The 23729-nt window shown below is 71.7% G+C and carries 22 protein-coding genes; 13 read left to right on the top strand and 9 right to left on the bottom strand.

The features are described 5' to 3' along the window. The first annotated feature begins 130 nt into the window (after positions 1 to 130). Positions 131 to 1495: a GDSL-type esterase/lipase family protein gene (locus ABD366_RS19030; protein ID WP_324767716.1), complete on the top strand. Its 1365-nt coding sequence runs from the start codon at positions 131 to 133 to the stop codon at positions 1493 to 1495. 4 nt (positions 1496 to 1499) lie between these two features. On the opposite strand, the gene ABD366_RS19025 is transcribed toward ABD366_RS19030, so the two are convergent. Beyond that, positions 1500 to 2753 (bottom strand): PucR family transcriptional regulator, encoded by a 1254-nt coding sequence (locus ABD366_RS19025; protein ID WP_324767717.1) that lies wholly within the window; start codon positions 2751 to 2753, stop codon positions 1500 to 1502. A 235-nt stretch (positions 2754 to 2988) separates the two neighbouring features. On the opposite strand from ABD366_RS19025, the gene ABD366_RS19020 reads away from it, so the two are divergent. Further along, positions 2989 to 3954, top strand: a complete 966-nt coding sequence (locus ABD366_RS19020; protein WP_324767718.1) for an alpha/beta hydrolase — start codon at positions 2989 to 2991, stop codon at positions 3952 to 3954. Here ABD366_RS19020 and ABD366_RS19015 read toward each other — a convergent pair. After that, complete coding sequence (locus ABD366_RS19015) at positions 3914 to 4540, bottom strand: TetR/AcrR family transcriptional regulator (protein WP_324767720.1); 627 nt, start codon at positions 4538 to 4540, stop codon at positions 3914 to 3916. The two genes, ABD366_RS19020 and ABD366_RS19015, sit on opposite strands and share 41 nt — an antisense overlap. A gap of 132 nt (positions 4541 to 4672) precedes the next feature. On the opposite strand from ABD366_RS19015, the gene ABD366_RS19010 reads away from it, so the two are divergent. Next, on the top strand, positions 4673 to 5500 hold the full coding sequence (locus ABD366_RS19010; RefSeq protein WP_324767721.1) for a class I SAM-dependent methyltransferase: 828 nt from the start codon (positions 4673 to 4675) through the stop codon (positions 5498 to 5500). A gap of 278 nt (positions 5501 to 5778) precedes the next feature. Here the strand turns inward: ABD366_RS19010 and ABD366_RS19005 are convergent, their stop codons facing one another. Next, the gene (locus ABD366_RS19005; protein ID WP_324767722.1) at positions 5779 to 6975 is read right to left on the bottom strand and encodes an MFS transporter; all 1197 of its coding nucleotides are present in this window, start codon (positions 6973 to 6975) and stop codon (positions 5779 to 5781) included. 123 nt (positions 6976 to 7098) lie between these two features. Between ABD366_RS19005 and ABD366_RS19000 the strand changes: the two genes are divergently transcribed. The 4 genes from ABD366_RS19000 to ABD366_RS18985 all read left to right on the top strand — a co-directional run bounded on the left by ABD366_RS19000 (position 7099) and on the right by ABD366_RS18985 (position 10828). Then, positions 7099 to 7665 carry a TetR/AcrR family transcriptional regulator gene (locus tag ABD366_RS19000; RefSeq protein WP_324767723.1) on the top strand — a complete coding sequence of 189 codons (567 nt, stop codon included), beginning with the start codon at positions 7099 to 7101 and terminating at the stop codon, positions 7663 to 7665. 64 nt (positions 7666 to 7729) lie between these two features. Then, entirely contained in the window at positions 7730 to 8242 is a 513-nt protein-coding gene (locus ABD366_RS18995; protein ID WP_324767725.1) for an SRPBCC family protein, read from the top strand. A gap of 58 nt (positions 8243 to 8300) precedes the next feature. Continuing rightward, positions 8301 to 10652 (top strand): FdhF/YdeP family oxidoreductase, encoded by a 2352-nt coding sequence (locus ABD366_RS18990; RefSeq protein WP_324767726.1) that lies wholly within the window; start codon positions 8301 to 8303, stop codon positions 10650 to 10652. Beyond that, entirely contained in the window at positions 10649 to 10828 is a 180-nt protein-coding gene (locus tag ABD366_RS18985) for a DUF6480 family protein (protein ID WP_324767727.1), read from the top strand. The genes ABD366_RS18990 and ABD366_RS18985 overlap by 4 nt, the downstream gene beginning before the upstream one ends. Positions 10829 to 10851: 23 nt before the next feature. Here the strand turns inward: ABD366_RS18985 and ABD366_RS18980 are convergent, their stop codons facing one another. The 4 genes from ABD366_RS18980 to ABD366_RS18965 are packed head-to-tail and all read right to left on the bottom strand — an operon-like array spanning position 10852 to position 15636. After that, positions 10852 to 11871, bottom strand: coding sequence for a Rieske (2Fe-2S) protein (locus ABD366_RS18980; protein WP_324767728.1), 1020 nt, complete (start codon positions 11869 to 11871; stop codon positions 10852 to 10854). Then, a complete protein-coding gene (locus ABD366_RS18975; RefSeq protein WP_324767730.1) occupies positions 11868 to 12872 on the bottom strand; it encodes a phytoene/squalene synthase family protein in 1005 nt (334 codons plus the stop codon). Before ABD366_RS18975 ends, ABD366_RS18980 begins: the two co-directional genes overlap by 4 nt. After that, positions 12869 to 14407, bottom strand: a complete 1539-nt coding sequence (locus tag ABD366_RS18970) for a phytoene desaturase (RefSeq protein WP_324767731.1) — start codon at positions 14405 to 14407, stop codon at positions 12869 to 12871. Before ABD366_RS18970 ends, ABD366_RS18975 begins: the two co-directional genes overlap by 4 nt. Next, entirely contained in the window at positions 14404 to 15636 is a 1233-nt protein-coding gene (locus ABD366_RS18965) for a polyprenyl synthetase family protein (RefSeq protein WP_324767732.1), read from the bottom strand. Before ABD366_RS18965 ends, ABD366_RS18970 begins: the two co-directional genes overlap by 4 nt. A 213-nt stretch (positions 15637 to 15849) precedes the next feature. Between ABD366_RS18965 and ABD366_RS18960 the strand changes: the two genes are divergently transcribed. The 3 genes from ABD366_RS18960 to ABD366_RS18950 are packed head-to-tail and all read left to right on the top strand — an operon-like array spanning position 15850 to position 19342. Then, positions 15850 to 17040, top strand: a complete 1191-nt coding sequence (locus ABD366_RS18960; protein WP_324767733.1) for a lycopene cyclase family protein — start codon at positions 15850 to 15852, stop codon at positions 17038 to 17040. A gap of 26 nt (positions 17041 to 17066) precedes the next feature. Further along, the gene (locus ABD366_RS18955) at positions 17067 to 17789 is read left to right on the top strand and encodes a class I SAM-dependent methyltransferase (protein ID WP_324767734.1); all 723 of its coding nucleotides are present in this window, start codon (positions 17067 to 17069) and stop codon (positions 17787 to 17789) included. Beyond that, entirely contained in the window at positions 17786 to 19342 is a 1557-nt protein-coding gene (locus ABD366_RS18950; protein ID WP_324767735.1) for an FAD-dependent oxidoreductase, read from the top strand. Before ABD366_RS18955 ends, ABD366_RS18950 begins: the two co-directional genes overlap by 4 nt. 37 nt (positions 19343 to 19379) lie before the next feature. Here ABD366_RS18950 and ABD366_RS18945 read toward each other — a convergent pair whose 3' ends face one another. Together ABD366_RS18945 and ABD366_RS18940 are read right to left on the bottom strand one after the other, a co-directional pair. After that, entirely contained in the window at positions 19380 to 20249 is an 870-nt protein-coding gene (locus tag ABD366_RS18945) for an SGNH/GDSL hydrolase family protein (protein WP_324767736.1), read from the bottom strand. A 266-nt stretch (positions 20250 to 20515) separates the two neighbouring features. Then, positions 20516 to 21004 (bottom strand): spore-associated protein A, encoded by a 489-nt coding sequence (locus tag ABD366_RS18940; RefSeq protein ID WP_324767738.1) that lies wholly within the window; start codon positions 21002 to 21004, stop codon positions 20516 to 20518. 261 nt (positions 21005 to 21265) lie between these two features. On the opposite strand from ABD366_RS18940, the gene ABD366_RS18935 reads away from it, so the two are divergent. From ABD366_RS18935 to ABD366_RS18925, 3 genes are all read left to right on the top strand, one after another. After that, positions 21266 to 21574: a hypothetical protein gene (locus tag ABD366_RS18935; RefSeq protein ID WP_324767740.1), complete on the top strand. Its 309-nt coding sequence runs from the start codon at positions 21266 to 21268 to the stop codon at positions 21572 to 21574. Between the two features lie 216 nt (positions 21575 to 21790). Then, positions 21791 to 22366 carry an RNA polymerase sigma factor gene (locus ABD366_RS18930; RefSeq protein ID WP_324767741.1) on the top strand — a complete coding sequence of 192 codons (576 nt, stop codon included), beginning with the start codon at positions 21791 to 21793 and terminating at the stop codon, positions 22364 to 22366. Continuing rightward, positions 22363 to 23625 (top strand): CU044_5270 family protein, encoded by a 1263-nt coding sequence (locus ABD366_RS18925; RefSeq protein WP_324767742.1) that lies wholly within the window; start codon positions 22363 to 22365, stop codon positions 23623 to 23625. The genes ABD366_RS18930 and ABD366_RS18925 overlap by 4 nt, the downstream gene beginning before the upstream one ends. The last annotated feature ends 104 nt before the right edge of the window (positions 23626 to 23729 follow it).

The raw sequence follows: 23729 nt of genomic DNA, 5'->3' as shown, positions 1-23729 counted from the left end.
CCGTATCGGCAGGACGGTGAGACGACCCACGGCACGACTGAACTGCCGCGCTGTGGGCGCGAGTTGCGCATCGACTAGAGGGTGCGAGAGGCCCTGCCCGCGGCACCGCGCCACTTCTAAAGGAGCGCCCATGTTTCGAGCTACGTCGACATCACTGCTTGCCGCAGCGCTGACCTGTACGGCGACTGTTGCGGCGAGCGGCACCGTCGCGGCGAGCAGCACCTTCGCGGCAAGCAGCACCTTCGCGGCAAGCAGCTCTGTCGCGGCGAGCGGCACCGTCGAGGCTGCCGGGGCACAGGAAGCCCTCGCCCGGAAGCACCCGGCCACCACCTCGTGGCACACCTCGTGGGCCAACGCCCAGCACAGCCTCGCCCCCGCTCCCCTGCGCGACCAGTCCGTCCGCATGATCAGTCACCTCAGCCAGGGCGGCGACGCGCTGCGGATCCGGGTGCAGAACACCTTCTCGAAGAGTCCGCTCTCCATAGGCGCCGCCACCGTCGCGGGCAGCAGCGGCAAGAACGCGGACCTCGAAGGCGCGGCCCGGGAGGTCACCTTCGACGGGCGGAGAAGTGTCGTGGTGCCGGCCGGTGAGGAGGTGTGGAGCGACCCGGTCCCCATGAGAACCGAAGCGCGGGACGACGTGGCCGTGTCGCTGTCCGTGTCGGGTCAGGCGAGCGCGGGCCGCCACGACGCCGCGTTCCGCACCAACTACCTCTCCACCCCGGGCTCCGGCGACCGGACCGGCGACAGGAGCGGGAGCGCCTACACCGAGAAGGTCGAGTCGACCTACCTGGTCAGCGCGGTGGACGTACACAACAAGGATCTCAAGGGCACGCTCGTCGCCTACGGCAGCTCCGTGGTGGACGGCACGGGAAGCACGAACTGCGGCCCCGGCTGCACCGAGTTGGGCAACAACCGGCGCTGGACCGACGACCTCGCGCGAAGGATCGGCACGGAGCTTCCTGAGAGGCGCCGGTTCGCTGTCGCCAACGCGGGCGTGATCGGCACCACCAGTTTCGCCGACTGCCCCGGCACCGACCCCTACTTCCGCGGTCTGGACTCCCTGGCCCGCCTGGAGCGGGACGTCCTGTCGCTGCACGGGGTCAAGGGCCTGCTCTTCTACTACGGCACGAACGACCTCGCCGCCCGGTGCAATGCCGACCAGATCATCGGCAGCTACCGCGCGACCTTCGCACGACTGCACGCGGCCGGGATCAAGGTGTACGTCACGCCGATCACACCGCGCCCCGGCTACAGCGACACCAACAACCGGGACCGGCAGGCGGTGGGCGGCTTCGTGAAGAAGGGGGGCAACTGCTCGGGCACCTGCGACGGCGTCCTCGACTTCGACCAGGTACTGAAGGACCCGGTGAAGCCGAACAGCATCAACCCCGCCTACGACACCGGCGACGGGGTCCACGTCAACGTCGCGGGCCAGCAGGCGCTCGCCGACTTCATCTCGCTCCCGATGGTGACGGCAACGGACCGTCGCTAGGAGCTCAAGGGCCGCCCGCCGCGTCGAGTGCGCTGACCGCGGCCCGCACCCGTAGCGCGTCCGGTCCCGCCGTGACGTCGAGGCCCGTGATCTCGGCGGCGCGGCGCAGCCGGTAGTCGACCGTGTTGGGGTGCACGCACAGTTCCTGCGCGGTGCGGCGGCGGCTGAGCCCGCAGCGCAGGTACGCGCGCACGGTGTCCAGCAGTTCGGGGCGGGCCGTCAACGGCCTGACGAGGCCCGCCAGTTCGTCCCGGGCCGGGCCCGGCCGCATCAACTGGTATTCGAGGAGCACGTCCGAGAGCCGGTAGAGCCCCGGCGGCCGCTCCGACGCGGCCGCCACCCGGCGCACCTCCTGCGCCAGGGCCACGGCGGCGGGGACGTCCTCGGCGACGGCGGACGCAGCGCCCGCCGTGATGTCGACCCCGGCGACCTTCCGCATGTGTGCGACCGCGCCGGCGAGGCGCGTCCAGTCCTGGCCGGTGACGTGATCCGGGTCCGTCCGGCACGGGATCAGCGCCAGACCGCCGTCGCCGGAGAGCGCGGACAGGACGGTGCCGTCGACGTGCCGGTCGAGTTCGACCCGGAGCCGGCGCAGTTTGCGCTTGGCCGCGATGACCGGACTCACCCCGTCCAGCGCCTCGTCGGGGTGGGCGCCGATCGCGAGGTCGAGGACCAAGTAGCAGGGGGGCAGGTCAAGGCCCCAGCGCGCCGCGGTGCCCGCCACGTCCGCGCCCTCGACGAGCGCGGTCAGCAGGGCCTGACGTGCGGACTGTTCCTCGCCCAGGACCGCCTGCCGCTCGGCGAAGAAGCCCGCGACCACGGTGACCGTCATGCGTTCCAGGAACTGCAGCACCAGTACGGTGGCGGCCTGCACGTGCTCCAGGTCGTCCTCTGTGGCGTGGACGAGCATCTGTTGCAGGCACTCCTGCGCACCGACGTGATAGGCCCGCACCACGGCCTCGACGGGCACCCCCTCCTCGGCGCGCTTGGCCGCCGACTGCCGCAGCGCCAAAAGCTGGCTCTCGTCGGGTGGCCGGCCCGTGCGCAGCATGGCGGCGAAGGAGCCGATGCCCTGCTCGACGACTCGCTGGATCTCGCCGCGGAGTTGTTCGCCGGGCATCGTGTCGTAGACCGGTACGTGGTCGACGAGGCGGTCCAGGACGCGGCCGGCCAGCACGGGAAGCGCGTCGCTGAGGCGCTGGTGGAGGACGACACCGTCGAACGCGGGCGGCGTCGGTGTCCCGGCGTCGTGACTCATCGCGCCCTCCTCCTGTGTCCCGTGATCATCAGGCTGTAGCGGTAGCAAAAGTTGCTGGCGGCGAGCGGGGGCGTCAAGTGCGCGGGCGCTGATGTGAGCGAGGTCTCCGGTTCCGCCATTTGTGACCGCTCACAAAGAGGGCCCGGCATGTCTGGACGCCGGACGGGGTCCGCGGGGCGGTTGGTGGCCCAGTCTTTGGCGAGCAGCCACGAAGCGTCCACCCCTGGAGACACGTATGCCAGTGACCGAGCCGTCCTCACGCAAGCTCCGCCCGGTTCTGTCGGCCGCGGCCGTCTGTGCCGCGACCGCCCTCACCTTCTCGGCGGCGGCCCCGGCCCAGGCCGACGAGACACCCAAGCTCCGCGAAGGAGGTGTGCCGGAGGCCCTGTGGAACTACGTGAGCTCGCCGGGAGCCGTGCCCGGTGCCAACGACTGGTCGTGCAGGCCGAGCGCCGAGCACCCCGAGCCGGTCGTCATGCTGCCGGGAACCTTCTTCAACCTCGGCGCGAACTTCGTGAAGACGGCGCCCCGGCTGAAGAACGCGGGTTACTGCGTCTACGCCCTGAACTACGGCCACACCCCGCTCTCCCTGGGGCGCGTCGGCGGGCTCGGCCCCAACCGTGAGTCGGCGGCCCAGCTCGACGCGTTCGTGGACAAGGTCCTCGCGTCGACGGGCTCGGCGAAGGTGAACATCATCGGGCACTCGCTCGGCGGCAGCGTCCCCATGTGGTGGATGAAGAAGATGGGCGGCGCCCGGAAGGTCGACAAGTACGTGGGCTGGGCGCCGAGCTCGCACGGCACGAACCTGAACGGCATCGCGGACCTCGGCACCGAGCTGAACCTCATGGGGTTCCTGACACACCTGTCGAACGTGGCACGTTTCCCGGGCGTCATCGAGCAGACGAACACCTCGGACTACACCCGCGAGATGTGGGCCGACGGTGACACCGTCCCCGACGGTCCGCGCTACACCGTCGTGATGACGAAGTACGACACCGTCGTCACGCCGTACGCCACCCAGGCGCTCAAGGGTACGGACGTCGACAACGTGGTCCTCCAGGACCTCTGCCCGACCGACCGTGCGGGGCACATGGGTCTCTTCAACGACGATCCGACCCTGCAGATCACCATGAACGCGCTGGCGGACGGCCCGTCGGACTTCAGGCCCGTGTGCCGGGACTTCGGTCTGCAGCTCCTGTGACCCCGGCGGTGTCGGCGATGACCGCGGTCACGAACTTGAGGATGGATCCGGCCTCGGGCGGGGTGCCCTTGCGGTCGGCGAAGAGCATGTGTCCGGTGCCGATCAGCATGGGCGCGAGGGTGTCGACGTCCGCGTCCGCGGCGATCCGGCCCAGTTCGCGCTCGGCGGCGAGGTAGGCGGCGATCATCGCCGTGGCCTCCGTCAGCACCGGGATGCCGGTCGGCGTGGTCCGGCGGAGCCGGGCGCGCAGCTCGTCCCGGGAGGTGACGAGGCCGACGATCGCCACGGCGACCGAGGCGAACAGCTCGGTCATCGCGTCGGTGACGTTGCCCGCGACGGTGGCCGTCCCCGCGGAGTCCCGCAGGGCGGCGGCCTGGTCGTCGATCCGGGCGACGCGGTCCCGTACGAGTTCGGCGAGGAAGTCGTCGAAGTCGGCGAAGTGCCGGTGCAGGACGCCCTTGGCGCAGCCTGCCTCGTCGGTGACCGCCCGGCTGGTCAGCGCGCTCGGCCCACTGCGCAGCAGGACGCGCTCGGCGGCGTGGAACAACTGCTCGCGCACGTCACGGATGGCTGTCCCTGTCGGCACCGACCATTCTCCTTCTTCTCTCGCTGGCCTCTCGGCGGCCTCTCGGCGGCCTCTCGGCGGCCGGGGTCATCGAACTGTCGCCCCGACTCCGAACGGTTGACGAGTGGGCGAGCGCCCACTCATAGTGGGCACATGCCCACCATACCCCCGGAGAGCGTGCCGTCCCCCGACCCCAGACCACATCAACACCGAGAGACAGCCGAGTCGTTCGGCTCGGACGCCGTACGGTACGACCGCGCCCGGCCCCGTTACCCCCGGGCCCTGGTGGACCGGATCGTCGCCGCCCCGGGACCCGACGTCCTGGACGTCGGCTGTGGCACCGGCATCGCCGCCAGACAGTTCCAGGCGGCCGGCTGCAACGTGCTCGGCGTGGAACCGGACGTACGGATGGCCGAGCTGGCCCGGCAGCTCGGGACTCCTGTCGACGTAGCGACATTCGAGGACTGGGACCCGGCCGGCCGGACGTTCGACACGGTCGTCGCCGGCCAGGCGTGGCACTGGGTCGACCCGGCCGCGGGAACGGCCAAGGCGGCGCGGGTGCTGCGCCCCGGAGGCCGACTGGCGGTGTTCTGGAACGCCTTCCACTTTCCGCCCGAGGTGGCGGACGGCATCGTCGCGGTCTGCCGACGGGCGGTGCCCGACGCCCCGTTCGACTTCCGGGCGATGACCCAGGAGTCCCCGGACGGATATCGGGCACTGCTCGCCGAGCCCACCGCCGAGCTCCGCCGGGTGGACGCGTTCGGCGAACCGGAGCAGTGGCGGTTCGACTGGGAGTGGACCTACACCCGGGAGGCATGGCTGGACCAGATGCCCACCCAGGGTGCCTTCACGCGGCTCCCGGCCGACAGGCTCGCCGAGGTGCTGCAAGGCACCGGGGCCGTCATCGACGCCGCGGGCGGCAGCTTCGCGATGCGGTACGCCACCGTGGCCGTCACGGCGACGCGGACCGGCACCCCATGACGTGACCGGCACCGGCCGGGCGGCGTGAGCGGCCGCGGTCACCCCGCAGAAGCAGACCCGGTAGGCCCGTCCTCAGACTCCACGGGCTCACCGCCGCGCACCGCTGCCTGCCATGCGCCTGGGCGCATTCCTGTCGCCGTCCGAAAGAACACCGAGTCGGGGCCGCTGGCCGGGCCACCCCCAGCACGGCCAGATACCCGTCGATGTCGATCATGATCCCCCCACTGACTCGAACGGGCGGTCAGCATAATCGCCCGGCCGCGCCACCCGGTTCCGGGTCAGGCATCCACCTTCGCGGGAGTGCGGGACCGGGTGTCCGCGGCCGGCGCCAGGAAGATCGCGGCGGCCACGAAGACCAGCACCACGACCATCGCCGAGCGCAGCCCGTAGTGGTCGCCGAGGAAGCCGAGGGCCGGCGGCCCGACCAGGAAGGCGACGTAGCCGATGATGGCGACCAGGGAGACGCGCGCGGTCTGGTCGGGGCCCGAGTCGCCCGCGGCCGACAGGGCCACGGGGAAGCCGAGCGAGGCCCCGAGTCCCCAGAACAGCACGGCGGTCGCCGCCACGACAGCGTTGTCGGAGAAGATCACCAGGAGCAGTCCTATCGCGCCGGACACGGCGCTCGCGCGGACGACCGCGGCCCGCCCGAACCGGTCGAGGAAGAACGTGCCACTGAAGCGCCCGAGTGTCATCGCCGCGGCGAACCCGACGTAGACGAGCGAGCCGACGGCCGCGTCGAGGCCGTGGCCGTCGACCATGAGCAGCGGCAGCCAGTCGTTGGCGGCGCCCTCCGCCAGTGCCATGGCGAGCACGATGGCTCCGATCAGGAGCAGCTTGCGGTCCTTCCAGACCTGCGGCTTCGCATGCGGCGTCGGGCCCGTCGTCGGTGCCCCGGTGCTGATCCCGACGCCCGCCGGTACGGCGCGCAGGGCGTGGACGAGGAGCCCCGTGGCGATGACCGCGATCACGGCGAGGTGCCAGTGGGCGGGGAACTCGGCGGCCGTGGCGGCCATCCCGGCCAGGCCGCCGATGACGGTGCCCAGGCTGAAGCAGCCGTGCAGCGTGGGGAGCACCACGCTGCCGGTGAGGCGCTCCACGTCGGCGCCGTCCACGTTGACCGCCACCTCGCCCGCGCCCATGCCCGCGCCGAACAGGCACAGTCCGGCGGTGACCACGGGCGCCGACTCCATGGCACTGCCCACGCCGATGACGATCGTGCCCGCGATGATCAGGAGCGTGCCGAGGGCGATCACGGGCCGCGTGCCGAAGCGCGACACACAGCGGCCGGAACACAGGATGCCGGTCATGGATCCGACAGAGAGGCCGAACAGGATCAGCCCCATCTGCCCGGTGGAGACGCCCAGTTGATCCCGCACGTCAGGGGTGCGTGTGACCCAGGAGGACATGGCGATGCCCGGCAGGAAGAAGAAGAGATACAGGGCCTGACGGCGTCGGCGTACGGCAAGGTCTGTCAAGAGGAGACTCCGCTGGAGTTCGGAAGAATGGGCAGGCCGGCAACGGTCTCGTGCGCGCCGAGCGAGTGTGTACAAATGTACATACTCAAGGGGCACGAAGAGAAGAGAAGGCGGATCACAGCTATGACCGGCACCACCCGCGGCCCCAACGACCCCCGGCGGCGCGAGCGCATCCTCGACGCGGCGCTCGACGTCATCGCCGAGCACGGCGCCATCAAAGTGACCTTCCGCAAGATCGCCGCGGCGGCAGACGTGCCGCTCGGCTCGCTCACCTACTACTTCGACGACATGCAGCACCTGCTCACCGAGGCGTTCACCCGCCTGGCCGAGTCCGTCTCCACCCGCTACGGCGCCCTGCTGGCCGCGGCGCACACCCCCGAGGAGGCGCGGGAGGCCGTCGTCGAGATCATCTGCGGCAAGGTGTGGGGCACCGACCGCAATCTGCTCCTCAGCTACGAGCTCTACGCCTTCGCCGCCCGCCACCCTGAACTCCGTACGGTGATGCACTCCTGGATGCAGGCCAGCCGGACGTCATTGGCGGCCCACTTCGACCCGCTGACCGCCCGCGCCCTCGACGCGCTGGTCGAAGGGTTCTCCATCCACAACTCCGTCGACCCCCGGCCCACGGACCGCGCGGACGTGGCGGCCATCGTCGGCGCCGTCATCGACCGCCCAAAAAGTAAGGATTGATCCTCTTCGGGCCCGGGTACCCGGCACCCTTCTCAACCTGCTGGTGCGCACAGATAGGGCAGCTATGAGCGTGATCGAGGGCTCCGTCGACATCGACGTGCCGGTCAGGGCCGCGTACAACCAGTGGACGCAGTTCGAGAGCTTCCCCCGGTTCATGGACGCGGTGGAGCGGGTCGACAAGCCGCAGGCCACCCTGTCGCACTGGGTCACCCGGTTCAGCGGTGTCACGCGCGAGTTCGACGCGAAGGTGGTCGAACAGCGCCCCGACGAGCGGGTGGTCTGGCGCAGCATGCACGAACCGCACCACACGGGTTCCGTGGTGTTCGAGCCCTTGGGCGACGCCCGCTGCCGGCTGACGTACCGCCTGGAGTTCGTGCCCCAGGGGGTGATCGAGCGGGCCGGTGACTCCCTCGGCCTCGTCCGCCGGCACGTCCACGACGGTATGCGCGGCTTCAAGGAGTACATCGAGGGCCAGGGCGAGGAGACCGGCGGGTGGCGCGGCACCATCGTCGACGGCCGCGTGGCGCCGGACGGCGAGCAGGCGCCCCGGCCCGTGCCGCACTGGCCCACGGGCTGAACCCCGCGCCCCTCCCGCGGTCCGGCAGAGCAGCGGTACTGAACGAAAGGCTGATGTGGTGCGAGAGTCATCGACCGAAGACCCCGGCGGCGAGCAGGCGAAGATCACGCCGCCGAAGACCTGGGCGGCCGGCGTCCCGGCGGTCGCCCACGCGGTCCAGTACTCGCTGGCCGAGACATCGCCACGGCGTACGGCCCTGAACCTGCTGGACCTGAACCAGACCAAGGGCTTCGACTGCCCCGGCTGCGCCTGGCCCGACCCGGATCCGGGCAACCGCCACGTCAACGAGTACTGCGAGAACGGCGCGAAGCACGCCAACGACGACGCCACCACGAGGCGCATCACCCCCGAGTTCTTCGCGCGCCACTCCGTCTCCGAACTGGGGCGGGCCTCGGACCGGTGGCTGAACCAGCAGGGCCGGCTCACCCACCCGATGGTCAAGCGGCCGGGCCGTGACCACTACGAGCCCATCGACTGGCACGAAGCCCTCGGGCTGCTCGCCGACGAGCTGCGCGGCCTCGACTCCCCCGACGAAGCGGTCTTCTACACCTCGGGCCGCGCCGGCAACGAGCCCGCTTTCCTCCTCCAGCTCTTCGCCCGCGCCCTGGGCACCAACAACCTGCCGGACTGTTCCAACATGTGCCACGAGTCCAGCGGTACGGCGCTCCACGAAACGCTGGGCATCGGCAAGGGCGACGTGAGCCTGCCGGACCTGCACCACGCCGACCTCGTCCTGAGCCTGGGCCAGAACCCGGGCAGCAACCATCCCCGGATGCTCTCCGCCCTGGAGGAGACCAAGCGCAGGGGCGGCAAGATCGTCGCCGTCAACCCGCTGCCCGAGGCGGGTCTGATGCGGTTCAAGAACCCGCAGAAGGCGCGCGGGGTGATCGGCCGCGGCACCAACATCGCCGACCAGTTCCTCCAGATCCGGCTCGGCGGCGACCTGGCCCTGTTCCAGGCGCTGAACCTGCTGCTGCTCGAAGCCGAGGAGGCCGCGCCCGGCACCGTCCTGGACCGCGCGTTCATCGACTCCCGCACCGACGGCTTCGAGAAGTTCGCCGACCGGCTCCGCCGTACCGTGTCCTGGCCGGACGTCCTGGCCGCCACCGGACTGAAGCGGGCCCAGATCGAGGAGTTGCGCGACCGGGTCCTGGCCAGCGAGCGGATCGTCGTCTGCTGGGCGATGGGGCTCACCCAGCAGAAGCACGCCGTCCCCACCCTGCGGGAAGTGGTGAACTTCCTTCTCCTGCGGGGCAACATCGGACGGCCCGGCGCGGGTGTCTGCCCGGTGCGCGGGCACAGCAACGTCCAGGGCGACCGGACGATGGGCATCTGGGAGCAGATGCCGCAGACCTTCCTGGACTCCCTGGAGCGCGAGTTCTCCTTCACTCCGCCCACCGCGCACGGCCTGGACACGGTGGACTCCATCCGGGCCATGGCCGAGGGAAAGATCAAGGTCTTCCTGGGGCTCGCGGGCAACTTCGTGCGCGCCACTCCCGACAGTGACTACACCGCGGACGCGATGCGCCGCTGCCGGCTCACGGCTCACATCTCCACCAAACTCAACCGCTCGCACGCGGTGTGCGGCGACACCGCGCTGATCCTCCCCACACTGGGCCGCAGCGAGCGGGACCGGCAGAGCGGCGGCGAGCAGTTCATCACCGTCGAGGACTCCATGAGCCAGGTGCACGCCTCGTCGGGGCGGCTGGAACCGGCGTCGAAGCACCTGCTCAGCGAGGTGTCGATCCTGAGCAGGCTCGCCCGCCGCACGCTCGGGGACCGCGTGCCCGTCCCCTGGGAGGAGTTCGAGTCGGACTACGGCCACCTCCGCGAGCGGATCTCCCGGGTCGTGCCGGGCTTCCACAACTTCAACGCCCGGGTGGCGAAGCCCGGCGGGTTCGGTCTGCCGAACCCGGTCAACGACGGCGTGTTCCCCACGCCCAGCGGCAAGGCCCTGTTCACCTGCAACGACTTCGAGATGCTGCGCGCCCCCACGGGGCATCTGCTGCTGCAGACGCTGCGCTCGCACGACCAGTGGAACACCGTCCCGTACACCACGAACGACCGCTACCGCGGGATCCACGGCTCGCGCCGCATCATCATGGTCAACCCGGCCGACCTGCGGGCTCTCGGCCTCCGGGACGGGGCACAGGTCGACGTGGTCAGCGTCTGGCGGGACGGCTCGGAACGCAGGGCCGACGACTTCCGGCTCGTGTCCTACTCGACGCCGCCCGGCTGCGCCGCCGCGTACTACCCGGAGGCCAACGTCCTCGTACCGCTGGACAGCGTGGCCGACCGGAGCAACACGCCGACCTCCAAAGGCATCGTGGTCCGCCTGGAGCCGCGCGCAGCCGCACCGAACGGGCCCGACATGCGCACCTCCCCGGCAGGAGAGACCGTGGAGGGATGACACACATACTCGTACCGCCGACAGAGACACCGCCCGCCGAGGGCTCGACCGCCGAGGCCCATCAGGAACGGGCCGACGGGGGCATGTGGGAACACCCCGGCTGGTGGGCGTGGACCATCGTGATCGGCGCGGCCCTGGTGGCCGGCTACTTCGTGGCCCGTATCTGGGGGCTGTGACCGCACGCGGTGCGGCTCCGGCGTCAGTACTCCGGGCTACGGCGTGAGCGCAGCGTCCAACGGCGTTCCGCGTAGGCGAGGTCGTCGCGCCACAGCCGTCCCGCGGCCGCACGCATCAGGGGCCGCAGCGCGAAGGACGCATGCCGGGCGACGGTGAACCCGGGGCGTTCGGACGTGGCGATCACCGCCTCGACGACGGCGGTCCGGGGCGCGGGATGTCCCGCCGGGGTCAGCGGCGTGGCATGTGTCTCGACCACCGAGTCGCGTCCCTCGCCGTCGGTGATGTGCATGACGACGGTACGGGGCTCCGGCGCGGTGAAGACGGCGCGGACCGGGACCACGAGCCGGGACGTGAGCTTGAACGAGACCTCCACGACGAACCTGTCCGGGTCCGCGTCCGTCCCGCCGGCGTCGCCCGGAGGGCTGTCGACGACGCGCAGGTCGACGAACGAGTACGGGTGGAACCAGGCTCCGTGCCAGGGGTCGAGGCGGTTGGCGACGACGTCCTCGGGCTCGCAGCGTCCCGCGCCTGTGTAGACGGCGTGCACGGAGCGAGCCGGGTCCGGACGTGGCGGGATGACCGGCCGGCCGAGCGGCTCCTCGCCGCCGGCCCCGTCCAGGCGGACCCACATGAGGACGCCGTCGTCGTGGACGGGCAGGGTCCGCCAGCCCTCCTTGCCCTCCGCGCCCAGGGCCATTCCGTGCCAGTGACAGACGAGAGTCCCGCAGCGCACGGGGCTGTCCTTCAGGGGCGCGCCCAGGTGGGGGCAGGCGCCCGGACCGGCGGCGAGGTCACCGTGGGCGTCACGCCAGACGACGATCTCGCGGCCCGCCACGGTGCGCCCGAGCGGCGCCCGGCGGGGTACCTCGTCGGCGGCTCCGACGACGTACCAGTTGCCGGAGGGGCGTGCCTGTGAGCGCTTCAGGGCGGTCTCGATCACCGAGGGCCGAGCTGCCCGCCAGGTGGGTTCCTGGCGCTCCCACGCTTGCGGATTCCTGCGCAGCGTCAGCGGAAAACGCGGTGTCCTGGGCCGCTTGTTCATGCCGCCCCCCGACGTACGGGCGCGGCCGGCCGCAACTCGGCAGGTGCCACCGTCCCGGGGGGCGCCGAGCGATGCGCGATCCGGGCGTGTGCGATCCGGGCGAGGCCGTCCAGGGCCACGACCGCGCGGCGGCGCCGGGGCACCACCGCGCGCCGGTGCAGCACGCTGTACCCGTCGTCGGCGACGGCGTCGAGGATGCCGGAGTAGAGCACGAAGGCGCTGCGGATACAGGGCCGGGACACCGGCGCCAGCAGGGCGATGCCGGGGACCGCCTGCCGGTAGACGTCACGCGTCAGCGCTTCGAACGCCTTGAGGGCTTGGGTGATGCGGGTGTCGCGGCGGCCGGTGTCCCGGCTCCACTGCAGAAGGTCCCGGTCGACCCCGTGCGCGTGCAGCAGGTCCGCGGGGACGTAGACCCTTCCGCGGTCGAGGTCTTCTCCCACGTCGCGCAGGAAGTTGGTGAGCTGGAAGGCCACGCCGAGGGCCGCCGCGTACGGTTCGGCCTCGCTGTGCGGCACCGTGGCGCCGAGGACGGGCAGCATCTGGAGTCCGATCACGGCGGCCGAGCCGTGCATGTAGCGGCGCAGGTCGGCGTAGGTGGGGTAGTCCGTGACGGTGAGGTCGTCGCGCATCGCCGTCATGAAGTCGTGGAAGTGGCGCGGGTCGATCTCGTAGCGGTGCGCGGTGTCGGCGAGGGCGTGGACGACGGGTTCGGTGCTGTGCCGCGTGCCCAGGCCGTGCCGCAGGCTGGTCTCCAGCTCCGCCAGGCCGGCGGCCCGCTCCGGGTGGCCGGGCCGGCTGCCGTGCGCGTCGACGATGTCGTCGGCCCAGCGGGCGAAGCCGTACAGCGCGTGGACGGCGGGGCGGTGATGAGCGGGGAGCAGCCGTGTGGCCAGGAAGTACGTCTTGCCGTGGCGGGCGTTGAGCCGGCGGCAGTGGGCGTAGGCGTGCCGCAGGGCCGGATCGGTGATGCCGGCCGCGTCGAGTTCTCGGGCGGTCACGAGAGGGCTCCTCTGGGGGTCGTGAGCTTGCCGCGGCCTCGGGGCGCCGGAGTGCGGTGGGATCCGGTGATCCTCGCGGCGGCGAGTTTTCCGGACAGCAGGACCGTGGGCACGCCGACGCCGGGCGTGGTCCCGCAGCCGGCGAGTACCGCGTTCTCGGTGCCGCGGACCAGGTTGCGGGGGCGGAAGGGGCCGGTCTGGGCGAAGGTGTGCGCCGCGGAGAACGGGGTGCCGGCCGCGTGGCTCTGGGCGTGCCAGTCGGCGGGGGTGACGAGGCACTGCTCGTCGATGGCGGTACCGATGCCGTCCAGGCCTCGCCGTTCCAGTTCGGTGAGGAGTTCGGCGCGGTACCGGGGTGCCAGATCGCCCCATTGCGCGGCGCTCGGCCCGATGTCGGTGTTGGGGCAGGGGGCCAGGATGTAGTGCAGATGCCGGCTGGGCGGCGCCAGGGTGGGGTCGGTCGCGGTGGGCCGGGTGATGAGGAGCGAGGGGTCGCTCATCAGGCGGCCGTGGCGGGTGAGTTCGTCGAACGTGCCGTGCCAGGCGGCCCCGAACGAGATTGTGTGGTGGGCCAGTTGGGGCCAGGTGCGGTCGGTTCCCGCGTGCAGGATCACCGCGGAGGGGGCGTGCCGCAGGGGTGGGGAGCGGCGCGGGGTGCGGCCCAGCAGCCGGTAGGTGACGGGCAGGTCGGGGGTGAGGACCACGGCGTCGCAGGGGATCCGCTCGGCGTCGGTCACCACGGCGGTGATCCGCTCGCCCGTGCGCTCCAGGCGCTGCACGGTGCGGCCGTAGCGCAGTTCGGCGCCGGCGGCCTCGGCGGCGTCCGCCATGGCCTGCGGGAGTGCGTGCATGCCACCGCGGGGGAAGTACACGCCGGCGACGGTGTCCATGTAGGCGATGACCGCGTAGGCCGCCAGGGCGCGGGCCGGTGGGACGCCGGCGTACAGGGCCTGGAAGGAGAAGACGCGGCGCAGGCGTTCGTCCTTGATGAAGCGGCTGATCTGGGCGTCCATACGGCCGAATCCGCCGAGCGCGGCGAGCCGGGCCAGGTCGGGGGTGAGCAGTTGCAGCGGCGTGTCGAAGTTGGTGTCGATGAAGTGGTTCATCTGCGCCTGGTAGAGGCGGTGCAGCCAGCGGCGCAGCCGCGCGTACCCGGCTGCTTCCCGTGGGCCGGCGAAGTCCTCGACGGCCTGGCGCATCGCGGCCGCGTCGGTGTGGACGTCGAGGCTGCTGCCGTCGGCGAACGACGCGCGGTAGGCGGGATGGAGCGGGATGAGTTCCACGCGGTCGCGCAGCCGCTCGCCCACGGCGGCGAAGGCTTCGTCGGCCAGGTCGGGCATGGTCAGCACGGTCGGTCCGGTGTCGATCCGGTAGCCGCCGCGCGTCAGCCGTCCGGCCCGGCCCCCGGGCAGGTCGTCGCGTTCCACCAGGGTGACGCGGCGGCCCGCGCCCAGCAGGTGCAGCGTGGCCGCCAGACCGGACAGGCCCGCCCCCACGACGACGACATGGTCCGTTTTGCCTCGTACGGTCCTCACTGGACCGCTCCCGCGAACGCGGGGCCGCCCGGTGCGGAGGACACTCCGGCCGCCTGATGGATCAGGGTCCTCAGGCGGGCACCGGCGACGGGATCCAGGGAAGCCGTGTCCAGTTCGTGCATGCTCTGCGCGGTCAGACGGCGGATCTTCTCCTCGACGTTCTGCCGGGCCCCGGTGCGCTCGAGCACGTGCCGGACGTCGTGCAGGTCGGTGTCGTCGAAGTCCGGCCGGCCCAGGCAGCGCCGCAGGACCTCCAGCGCCTGCCGGTCGCCGTCCGCCTCGGCCCGCGCGTGCGCGAGGGCGACGAGGTAGGTGGGTTTACCGGCGCGCAGATCGCCGCCGGCGGGTTTGTCGCGGCGTGCGGCGTCGCAGAAGACGTCGTCGAGGTCGTCGCGCAGTTGGAAGGCCAGACCGGCGCCGCGGCCGGCCGAGCACAGGGCGCGCAGCGTCGCCTCGTCCGCGTCGCCCAGGATCGCGCCGAGCTGGAGGGGGCGTTCCACGGTGTAGCGGGCGGTCTTGAGACACGCGGCGCCGAGAGCCTGGCTCAGGGACCTGTTCCGCGTGGCCTCCCCCTGGACGTCCAGGTACTGCCCGGCGACCATCTCCATGCGCATACGCGCCCACGCCGCACGGATCCGGCCCGCGTGCCGCTCGGACACGTGGAGGGCGGCGGCCTTGTCGTCGGCCCAGGCCAGCGCGAGGTCCCCGGCGAGGATCGCGGCGGATTCCCCGAACCGCCGGCGGTCCGGGTGCGCGGCCGCCTCGTACTGCGCGGCGCAGTCGATGTGCAGGGCGGGACGGTTGCGCCGGGTGGGGGCCCGGTCCATGACGTCGTCGTGGATGAGGGCGCAGGTCTGCAGGAGCTCGAGGGCCACGCCCAGATGGAGGGCCGCGTCGATCTGCGCGTCGTCGGGCAGTCCGCAGGCTCGCAGCCCCCACCACAGGAACTGCGGTCGTATGCGTCGCCCGCCGCCGAGCGTGAAGCGCGCCACGCGTTCGGCGACGTCGGCGCCGAAGACGGCGTCGACCGAGGCGGCCTCGGCGACGCGACGGGCCAGGAGCAGGGCCAGACGGCGTTCCACCGTCCGCGTCACCTCGGCGTCGATCTGCCTCGCGCGCACGGCCGCCGGTGCGTGTCCGTCGCGTGCGAGGAGACCGGTGCCCGCACGGTCCGCCCCGTCGTGTTTCGCAACAGCCGTGGCGGCGCCTGTTGCCTCATCGGGGGGCATGTCGGCTCCTTCTGGGATGGCATGGGCTGGCAAAGTGCTTTCCAGAGGCTTTCCCTGACCCCCACGTGATCGGATGCACCACGCCGCGGCAACCTGAAGACCGTCGCTCACTGCACGCTTTCGGGCGCGGTCCGGACGGGTCGGCGAGAGGTGCATCTGTGACCGGTCGTGGAGCGGAAGGGTCTCCGGGAGCAAACGGTCTACACACCGGAGGTGCGTGTGCGGTCAGAGGTGGTGATCATCGGCGCGGGTGCCGCCGGCCTGTCGCTGGCGGAGCGGCTGTGCGCCACAGGTCCGTCCTCGCTCTCCGTGCGCCTGATCGAGGCGCCACCCGGCCCGCTGCGGCCGCCGCCGCGCACCTGGTGCTTCTGGGAGGACGGAGCCGGCCGTTACGACGAGGCCGTCACCGCCACCTGGAACCGTATGCGGGTGCGCGGCACCGACGGGCAGCTGGTGGACGCGAGCACGGGCGCGCTGCGGTACAAGATGATCCGCTCCACCGACTTCGAAGCGGTGATCGCGCGACGGCTGGCGGGCCGCCGGGGACCGACCCGTACGGAGGCGACCGTCGAGGCGGTCGAAGGGACCGCGGACGGCGCCGACGTGCTGGTGCGTACGCCCGACGGCCGGCAGGAGAGCCTGCCGGCCCGCTGGGTGTTCGACTCACGGCCGCTGGGCAGCCTCCCCCGCGCCCGCACCACGCTGCTTCAGCACTTCCGCGGCTGGTTCGTGCGCACACCGCGGCCTGTCTTCGACACCGGCTCCGTCGAGCTGATGGACTTCCGCACCCCGCAACCGGAGCGCGGGCTCGCCTTCAGCTACGTACTCCCCACGAGCCCCCACACCGCGCTGGTCGAGTACACGCAGTTCTCGGCGTCCGTGCTGCCGTCGGACCGCTACGACCAGGCCCTGGACACCTATTTGGGGGACGTGCTCGGCATCCGTGACTTCCACGTCGAGGCGCGTGAGGAGGGCGTCATCCCCATGACGGACGCCCGCTTCGCGCGCCAGAGCGGCGGCTCCGTCTTCCGGATCGGCGCGGCCGGCGGCGCCACCCGCCCGTCGACGGGCTACACCTTCGCCGCCATCCAGCGCCAGACGACCTCCATCGCCGCCGCCCTCCTCGCAGGGCGCCGCCCCCTGCCGCCACCGCCCCACTCCCACCGGTCCCACGCGATGGACGCGGTCATGCTGCACGCCCTGGCGAGCGGCCGGCTCGACGGGGCGGCCTTCTTCACGCGGCTGTTCTCACGCGTCCCGGCCGAACGGCTGCTGCGCTTCCTCGACGGCGCGACCACGCTGTTCGAGGACCTGTCCATCGGGCTGCACAGCCCGATCCTGCCCCTGCTGCACAGTGCGGCGTCGCTCCCCTCCCGCCCCCTGCGCCCCTCCCCCACGCCCTGACCACCCGGGTCCCGCCAAGGAGAACCATGCCCACCATGCGCGACGCCCCTCTGGCCCGTGCGTTCGACCATGCCGCGCGCAGCTATGACGCTCTGGTCCTGGCCAACCCCGGCTACCACGCGCACCTGCGGCGTTCGGCCCGCCGTCTCGGCCTTCCCGACCGCGGGCGGGGCCTGCGCGTACTGGATCTGGGCTGCGGCACGGGCGCGTCGACCGCCGCTCTCCTGTCCGCGCTGCCCGAAGCGCAGATCACCGCCGTGGACGCGTCGGCCGGGATGCTGGAGCGGGCCGCCGCCAAGGACTGGCCGGACGGCGTCACCTTCGTCCACACACCGGCGGAGTGCCTGGCCGAGGCGGACGTCACCGGTCCCTTCGACGCGGTCTTCGCCGCCTACCTGTTCCGCAACACGTCCGATCCGGACCAGGTGCTGTCCGCCGTACGAGAGGTGCTCGCACCCGGCGGCAGGCTGGCGGTGCACGACTACACGCTCAGCGGCAAGCACCGCCACCGCGCCGTGTGGTCGGCGGTCTGCGCCGGACTGCTGCCGCTCACCACCGCGCTGGGGGACGGCGCGCTGTACCAGCATCTGTGGCGCAGCGTCATCGAGTTCGACACCGCCGACCGCTTCGCCGAGCGGCTGGCCGACGCGGGGTTCACGCAGGTACGTGTCCTGCCGCTGCCCGGCTGGCAGACCGGTATCACGCACACCTTCGTCGGCCGGGCGGGCGACGAGAGGCCTCGCCGATGACGCGCGGACACCGTCTTCCGCCGGGGGCCCTGGACCGCCAGGCGGTGTGTGTGCCGGCCTCGCCCGGAGCGTCCAGGGTCACCGGCACGCCGCCCTCCACGGCCGTGGTCGGCGGGGGCATCGCCGGTCTCGCGGCCGCCGTCGCGCTGGCCGAACGCGGGGTGCGCGTCGCCCTCTTCGAACGCGAGGCCACCCTCGGTGGGCGGCTGGCGGGCTGGAGCACCCGGCTCGCCGACGGTTCGCCGGCCACGATGAGCCGCGGCTTCCACGCCTTCTTCCGCCAGTACTACAACCTGCGGGCGCTGCTGCGCCGCACCGATCCGCACCTGGAACGGCTGACGCCGCTGCCCGACTACCCGCTGTGGCACGCCGACGGGATGCGGGACAGTTTCCGGCGCGTGCCGCGGACCCCGCCGTGGAGCGCCATGGGTTTCGCCCTGACCAGTCCCAGCTTCACGGTCCGCGACCTGCCCGGCATGAACGCCCGGGCGGCTCTCCCGCTCATGGACGTGCGGGTTCCCGAGGTCTACGACCGGCTGGACTCGGTCAGTGCGCACGATCTCCTGGCCTCGATCCGTTTCCCCGAGGCCGCACATCATCTCGCCTTCGAGGTGTTCTCCCGCAGCTTCTTCGCCGACCCGCGGCGGCTGTCGGCGGCCGAGATGGCGCTGATGTTCCACATCTACTTCCTGGGGTCGGCCGAGGGGCTTCTGTTCGACGTGCCCAACGACCCTTTTCCGGCCGCTCTGTGGGACCCCCTGCGCGACTACCTGGAGAATCTGGGTGTCGACCTCCACCTGTCCGCGCCGGTCGACCGGATCTCCCCGGCCCCGGACGGCGGCTTCGACCTCGACACCGGGGCACACACCCACCGTTATGACACATGCGTCCTCGCCCTCGACACCGGCGGCCTGCAACAGTTGAGCCGCAGCAGCCCCGGCCTGGCCGACGAGGACTGGTACGCCCGCATCGCGCGGCTGCGGACCGCGCCCGCCTTCCTCGTCTCCCGTCTGTGGCTCGACCGCCCGGTCGCCGCCGACCGGGCGGGATTCCTCGGGACCAGCGGCTACGACAACCTCGACAACGTCAGCGTGCTGGAGCGGTGGGAGCACGAGGCGCACAACTGGTCGCGCCGCACGGGGGGTTCGGTCGTCGAACTCCACGCCTACGCCCTCGGCGACACCACCGACCGGGAGACGGCGCAGCAGCGTCTCATCGGGCAACTCCATCGCGTCTACCCCGAGACCCGCGCGGCGCGCGTCGTCGACGCGCGGCACGAATGGCGCGCGGACTGCCCGCTGTTCCCCGTGGACGGCTACGCGGACCGCCCCACCGTCCGCACCTCCAACCCGTCCCTCATGGTCGCCGGTGATCTGGTGCGTACCGGACTGCCGGTGGCGCTGATGGAGCGGGCCGCGACCAGCGGCATGCTCGCGGCCAACGCACTGCTCGCCCAATGGCGGCTGCGGGGCCACGAGTTGTGGACCGTACCGTCCCGTGGGCGCAACGCTGTGCTGCGGAAGCTCGCGGGCCGGGGCGCGGCGGGCCGGTAACGGCGTCAGCGGTTGATGGCATCAGTGGTGGCCGGCGTCAGTGGTGGCCGGGGCGCCTGTTCAGCGTCTTCGCCAGCGCCCCGGCCATGGCTTCCTGGCCCTTGGCGTTGGGGTGCGCGGGAGCGGCCGGCGAGGTGGGCCGCAGCGGCTCGATCCAGCGCTCGGCGGGTGCCTTGCACATGTCGTGCCCGACCGTCGGCCCGTACGTGTCCACGTACTCGGCCCGGTTCAGGTGTGCCACCGCGCGCAGCATGACGTTGAGGCGTTTCTCCGTGTCCCGCAGGTACGGGAAGTCCTTCGCGGCGAACGGGACCGACGGGAAGCAGCCGGTGCCGTCGTCGGGGAGGAGGGCGGGGTAACCGACGACGACCACGCGCGCGCGGGGCGCCTTGGCGTGCACCGCCCTCAGCACGCGGGCCACCTTGGGCGCGGTCTGGATGATCTTCAGGGTCAACCGGTCGTAGCCGGCTGCCCTGTAGTGCTGCTGACACGGGTTGCCGGACGGGTCGTTCGGGCCGAGCCCGGCACATGTGCTGATGATCGAGCCGAAGCCGATGTCGTTGCCGCCGATCTGCAGGGTCACCAGGTCGGTGTCGCGTCGCACCGCGTCCAGCTGGGGCCCGTTGGTCCCCTGCGCCTGCCACATCTCGACGGTCGTCGCGCCGCCGCAGCTGACGTCCGTGAACGACGTGACGGCGCGCTCGCGCGCGGTGAGCGACGGGTAGTTGTGATCGGACCGACCGCATTCCGCGTCGACCTGGGAGGGGATCAGCGGCCCGGAGGTGTAGGAGTCGCCCAGCGCCACGTAGTTCGAGCGGGGTGTTCCGTGCCGCTCCCCCGCCGCGGCGGAGGCCGTCCCCGTGGCTGCGACGACCAGCACACAACTGCTCAGCGCGGCGGTCGCCATGGCGGTACGTCTCTTCGGTCCGGCCACGTCCGATCGCGTCCGTCTCCTCATGATGCCCCTCCCCTGAAGCCCGATCTTGCTTGTATATCGGCCAGTACGCCGTGATGCCAGCGATCTGGCGAACTCGGCCTGCCGATCGGCCGGAAGACCGGAAGAGTCGGGCACGCCGTTGTGGGGCCGCAGACCTGAGGAGCCGCACACCGAAGGAGCCGCACACCGAAGTGTGCGGCTCTCTGTCGTGTCGTGCGCGGCGATGCCAGGTGGCGTCAGCCGGCCTGGCGCCCGGCCGCGAACGAGCCGCAGTGGCCGGTTCCCTTCGTGGAGTAGGTGGTGATGCCGCCCTCCCAGGTGACACATTCGCCGCGGGCCTCGAGGTAGACGGGTCCCGCGTACGTGGTGAACCGGCCGCGGTCGGTCGTCGTGCCGCCCGTCTCGGAGCTGAGCCGGGCGAACATGTCCACCGCGGCGCCGGGCTTGGTGCGTACGGTGACCACGCAGTTCTCGCCGGTCGTCTTGTTGTAGGTGAGGAAGGTGGTGCCGAGGTTCTCCATGTTGGCGGAGTCGATCACCTTGTGGCCGCTTCCGCAGGCGCCGTTGTACGTGGCGACGGGAACCTCCGCGGTTGCCGCGGCCGGGGCCGTCCTGGCCGCCGTGGGCGCGGCGGTGGGTGCCGACGCGGAGGCGGGTGCCGCGAGGGCGAGGGCTCCGCCGGTGACGACGACGGCTACGGCGGCGGCGTGACGAACGAGCTTCATTTTTGTTCCCCCAGAGATGTGGTCATGCAGATGTGGTCATGCATCCATGTCGTGCGGTGCGTCCGGATCGGTCAAGTGCCGTTCGCCCTGCTCCTGTTGAGACCAGGAGCCCCGGGGGTAGGTTGTGGCCTCCCTTGTCCCCATTTTGTCACCGTTCTGTCACCGTATGTCATCACCCTGTCGTCGCGCTCGTGAACGCGAACCACTTGGGCCCCGGCTACGGTGGGTACACCGCAGGGTCAACCGAGGGAGGACACGCAGATGTTGGTCGCAGCCGAGAAGGGCGACATCAACACGCTCATCGGTGGGATCGCCCCCGACTGGGGCCCCTTCGGGGCGCTGGGCACCGAGGCGAAAACCATGATCCAGGTGGTGATGGCCGTCGCGATCCTGCTCTGCCTGGCCATCGCGATCTGGGGCGCCGCCAAGCAGCGTGTCGGCGCCACGGCGCTGCGCGACACCTTCAGCGCGGAACAGGGCAAGGGCCTCATCATCGCGGGCCTGACCGGCGTCTTCATCATCGGCTCGCTCGGCACGCTCTTCACCATCGTCTACGGCATGGCCGTCTGACCCTCGGCCCGTCACCCCGCACGCACCACGCGGAGTCCCGGGCCGAACTCAACCGACCTGCTCCAGCCACATGCGGTAGCGGGAACCAGAGGGTTCCGTACCGCCGCACAGCGCTGCCGCCGGCCAGGATCGCGTCGCAGATATTTCGGCTCCCCCTGTAAGAAGCAGGCCGCCCTGCGCATTGCTTGGTATGAGAGCCGATTCGAGGGACGGCGCATGACACATGCCCAACGTTTCCTGGACATCTACGAGGAGTGCTATCCCCGCGTCCTCGCCTACACCACAAGCCTGGTGGGACGGCAGGTAGGAGAGGACCTCACCAGCGAGACCTTCACCGTGGCCTGGCGGCGGGTACGGGACATCCCGCAGCCCGCGCTGCCCTGGCTGCTGGGGGTGGCCCGCAACCTGGTGCGCGAACTGCGTCGCCGGGACAGCCACCAGTACGCCCTCGCCGCCGCGGAGGCACAGCGCATCAGCAGCGGCGCCCGGGCCGACGTCGGCGACGTAGCGGCGGACGTGACGGATCGGGAAGCCGCGCTACAGGCGCTGGCGAGCCTGTCCGAGGCCGACCGGGAGCTGTTGACGCTCATCGCCTGGCACGGGCTGAGCGCCAAGGAGGCCGCACGGGTCCTGGGCTGCACCATCGCGACGTTGACCGTCCGGCTGCACCGGGCCCGCCGCCGACTGGAGAAGGCCCTCGAGTCGACGTACCCGGCAGAGAAGGCAGAGACAGCGGACACGGCACCTGCCCCGCAAGCGGCTCGCCCCGATCACAGAGGAGCACTCACATGAAGAACACCCACGAACGGTCCGGGCGGGCCGACGCCCGGCCGGCCGACGTCATGAAGGTGCTCGCGGGCGCCCGGCCCGACGAACTGGACCCCGCCAGGCTGACGGACACCCCACGGCAGCGCGAGGACCTGGCACGCATCCTGGCGACCGGAGCGACGGACGACCGCGCGGCACGCTTGAGGACGTCGAGGCGGCTGCGGCCGCTGGGAGCCGCCGCGGCCCTCGCCGCCGTCGCGGCCTCCGCCGTGGTCGTGAGCACGCTCGACGGGGACCCTGCGGGCGGGCGCGCGGGCGGTCCCACGCACTCCACCTCCGCTGCCGCGGACCCGGGTTCGTCGACGTCGAACGGCGCCACGGACGTCAGCGTCGACGGCCGCCTCGAACTGCTCGGCGTGGCGCGGAAGGCGGAGACCCCGGCTGCCGAGGGGACGTACTGGCAGACCACGTCGCGTTCGCAGAACGTGGAGGTCGTCAAGGCGGCGGGAGGCCAGGGGCAGCCCTTCGCCGTGCGCACCACGTCGACCGAGGAGTGGTCGGTCGGTGTCCGCCCGGGGACCAGGAGTCTGATGGTCTCCGGTCTGGACGCGACGACGGAACCGCGCACCCGCGCGGACGAGAACCGCTGGCGGTCCGCCGGCTCGCCCGCCACGATGCAGGCCGAGGTCCCGGGCAACGACGGAGGCGGCAGGCTCGGGTACACGATGGGGACCCGGCGGCCGATGGTCATGCGGACGGACGCCGACGACAAGGTCTACGCCCTCGGCCCGCAGAACATCACTTACCAGGATCTGCTCGAACTCCCCGCCGACGTCACCGAGTTGCGTCGGAAGCTGGAGCGCCTGTACGCGGACGACAGTGGCGCGGACACCGGCGCGGGCCGCGCGGCGTACGTGCTGCGTCAGGCGGCCGACCTGGTCACGATGCCGGTGAAGCCCGCCGTCCGGGCTGCCGCCTACCGGGTGATGGCGGAGCTGCCCGGCGTCCGGGGGCTGGGGCGCGTCACCGATCCGCTGGGACGCGAAGGCGCCGGTTTCACCTTCCCCGGCACGGACCCGACACCGCTGGGCAGCGTGCGGCAACGCCTGGTCGTCGACGCCTCCACCGGTGAACTCCTCTGCGAGCAGCTCGTGTTGGTCGAGCCCTCGGCCATGGCCCGGAAGGCTGGTCTGGACGCCGGCACGACGGTGAACTACACGGCCACAACCCGGATGGGCTGGGGCGAGAAGCAGATCACGGTGCCGAAGAACGCCCGGCACTGAGCCCGTTCGTACCGGGCGGGTACGACCCGACCCGGTACGGCGGTCTGCCGGTTCCGGCCCCGAGAGCCCGGGCGGCCTCGCTCCCTGAGAACATCTGGCGGGGG

The sequence above is a fragment of the Streptomyces kunmingensis genome (assembly GCF_039533535.1).
Classification (GTDB): domain Bacteria; phylum Actinomycetota; class Actinomycetes; order Streptomycetales; family Streptomycetaceae; genus Streptomyces; species Streptomyces kunmingensis.
This window is presented reverse-complemented; position numbering and strand designations above follow the sequence as displayed.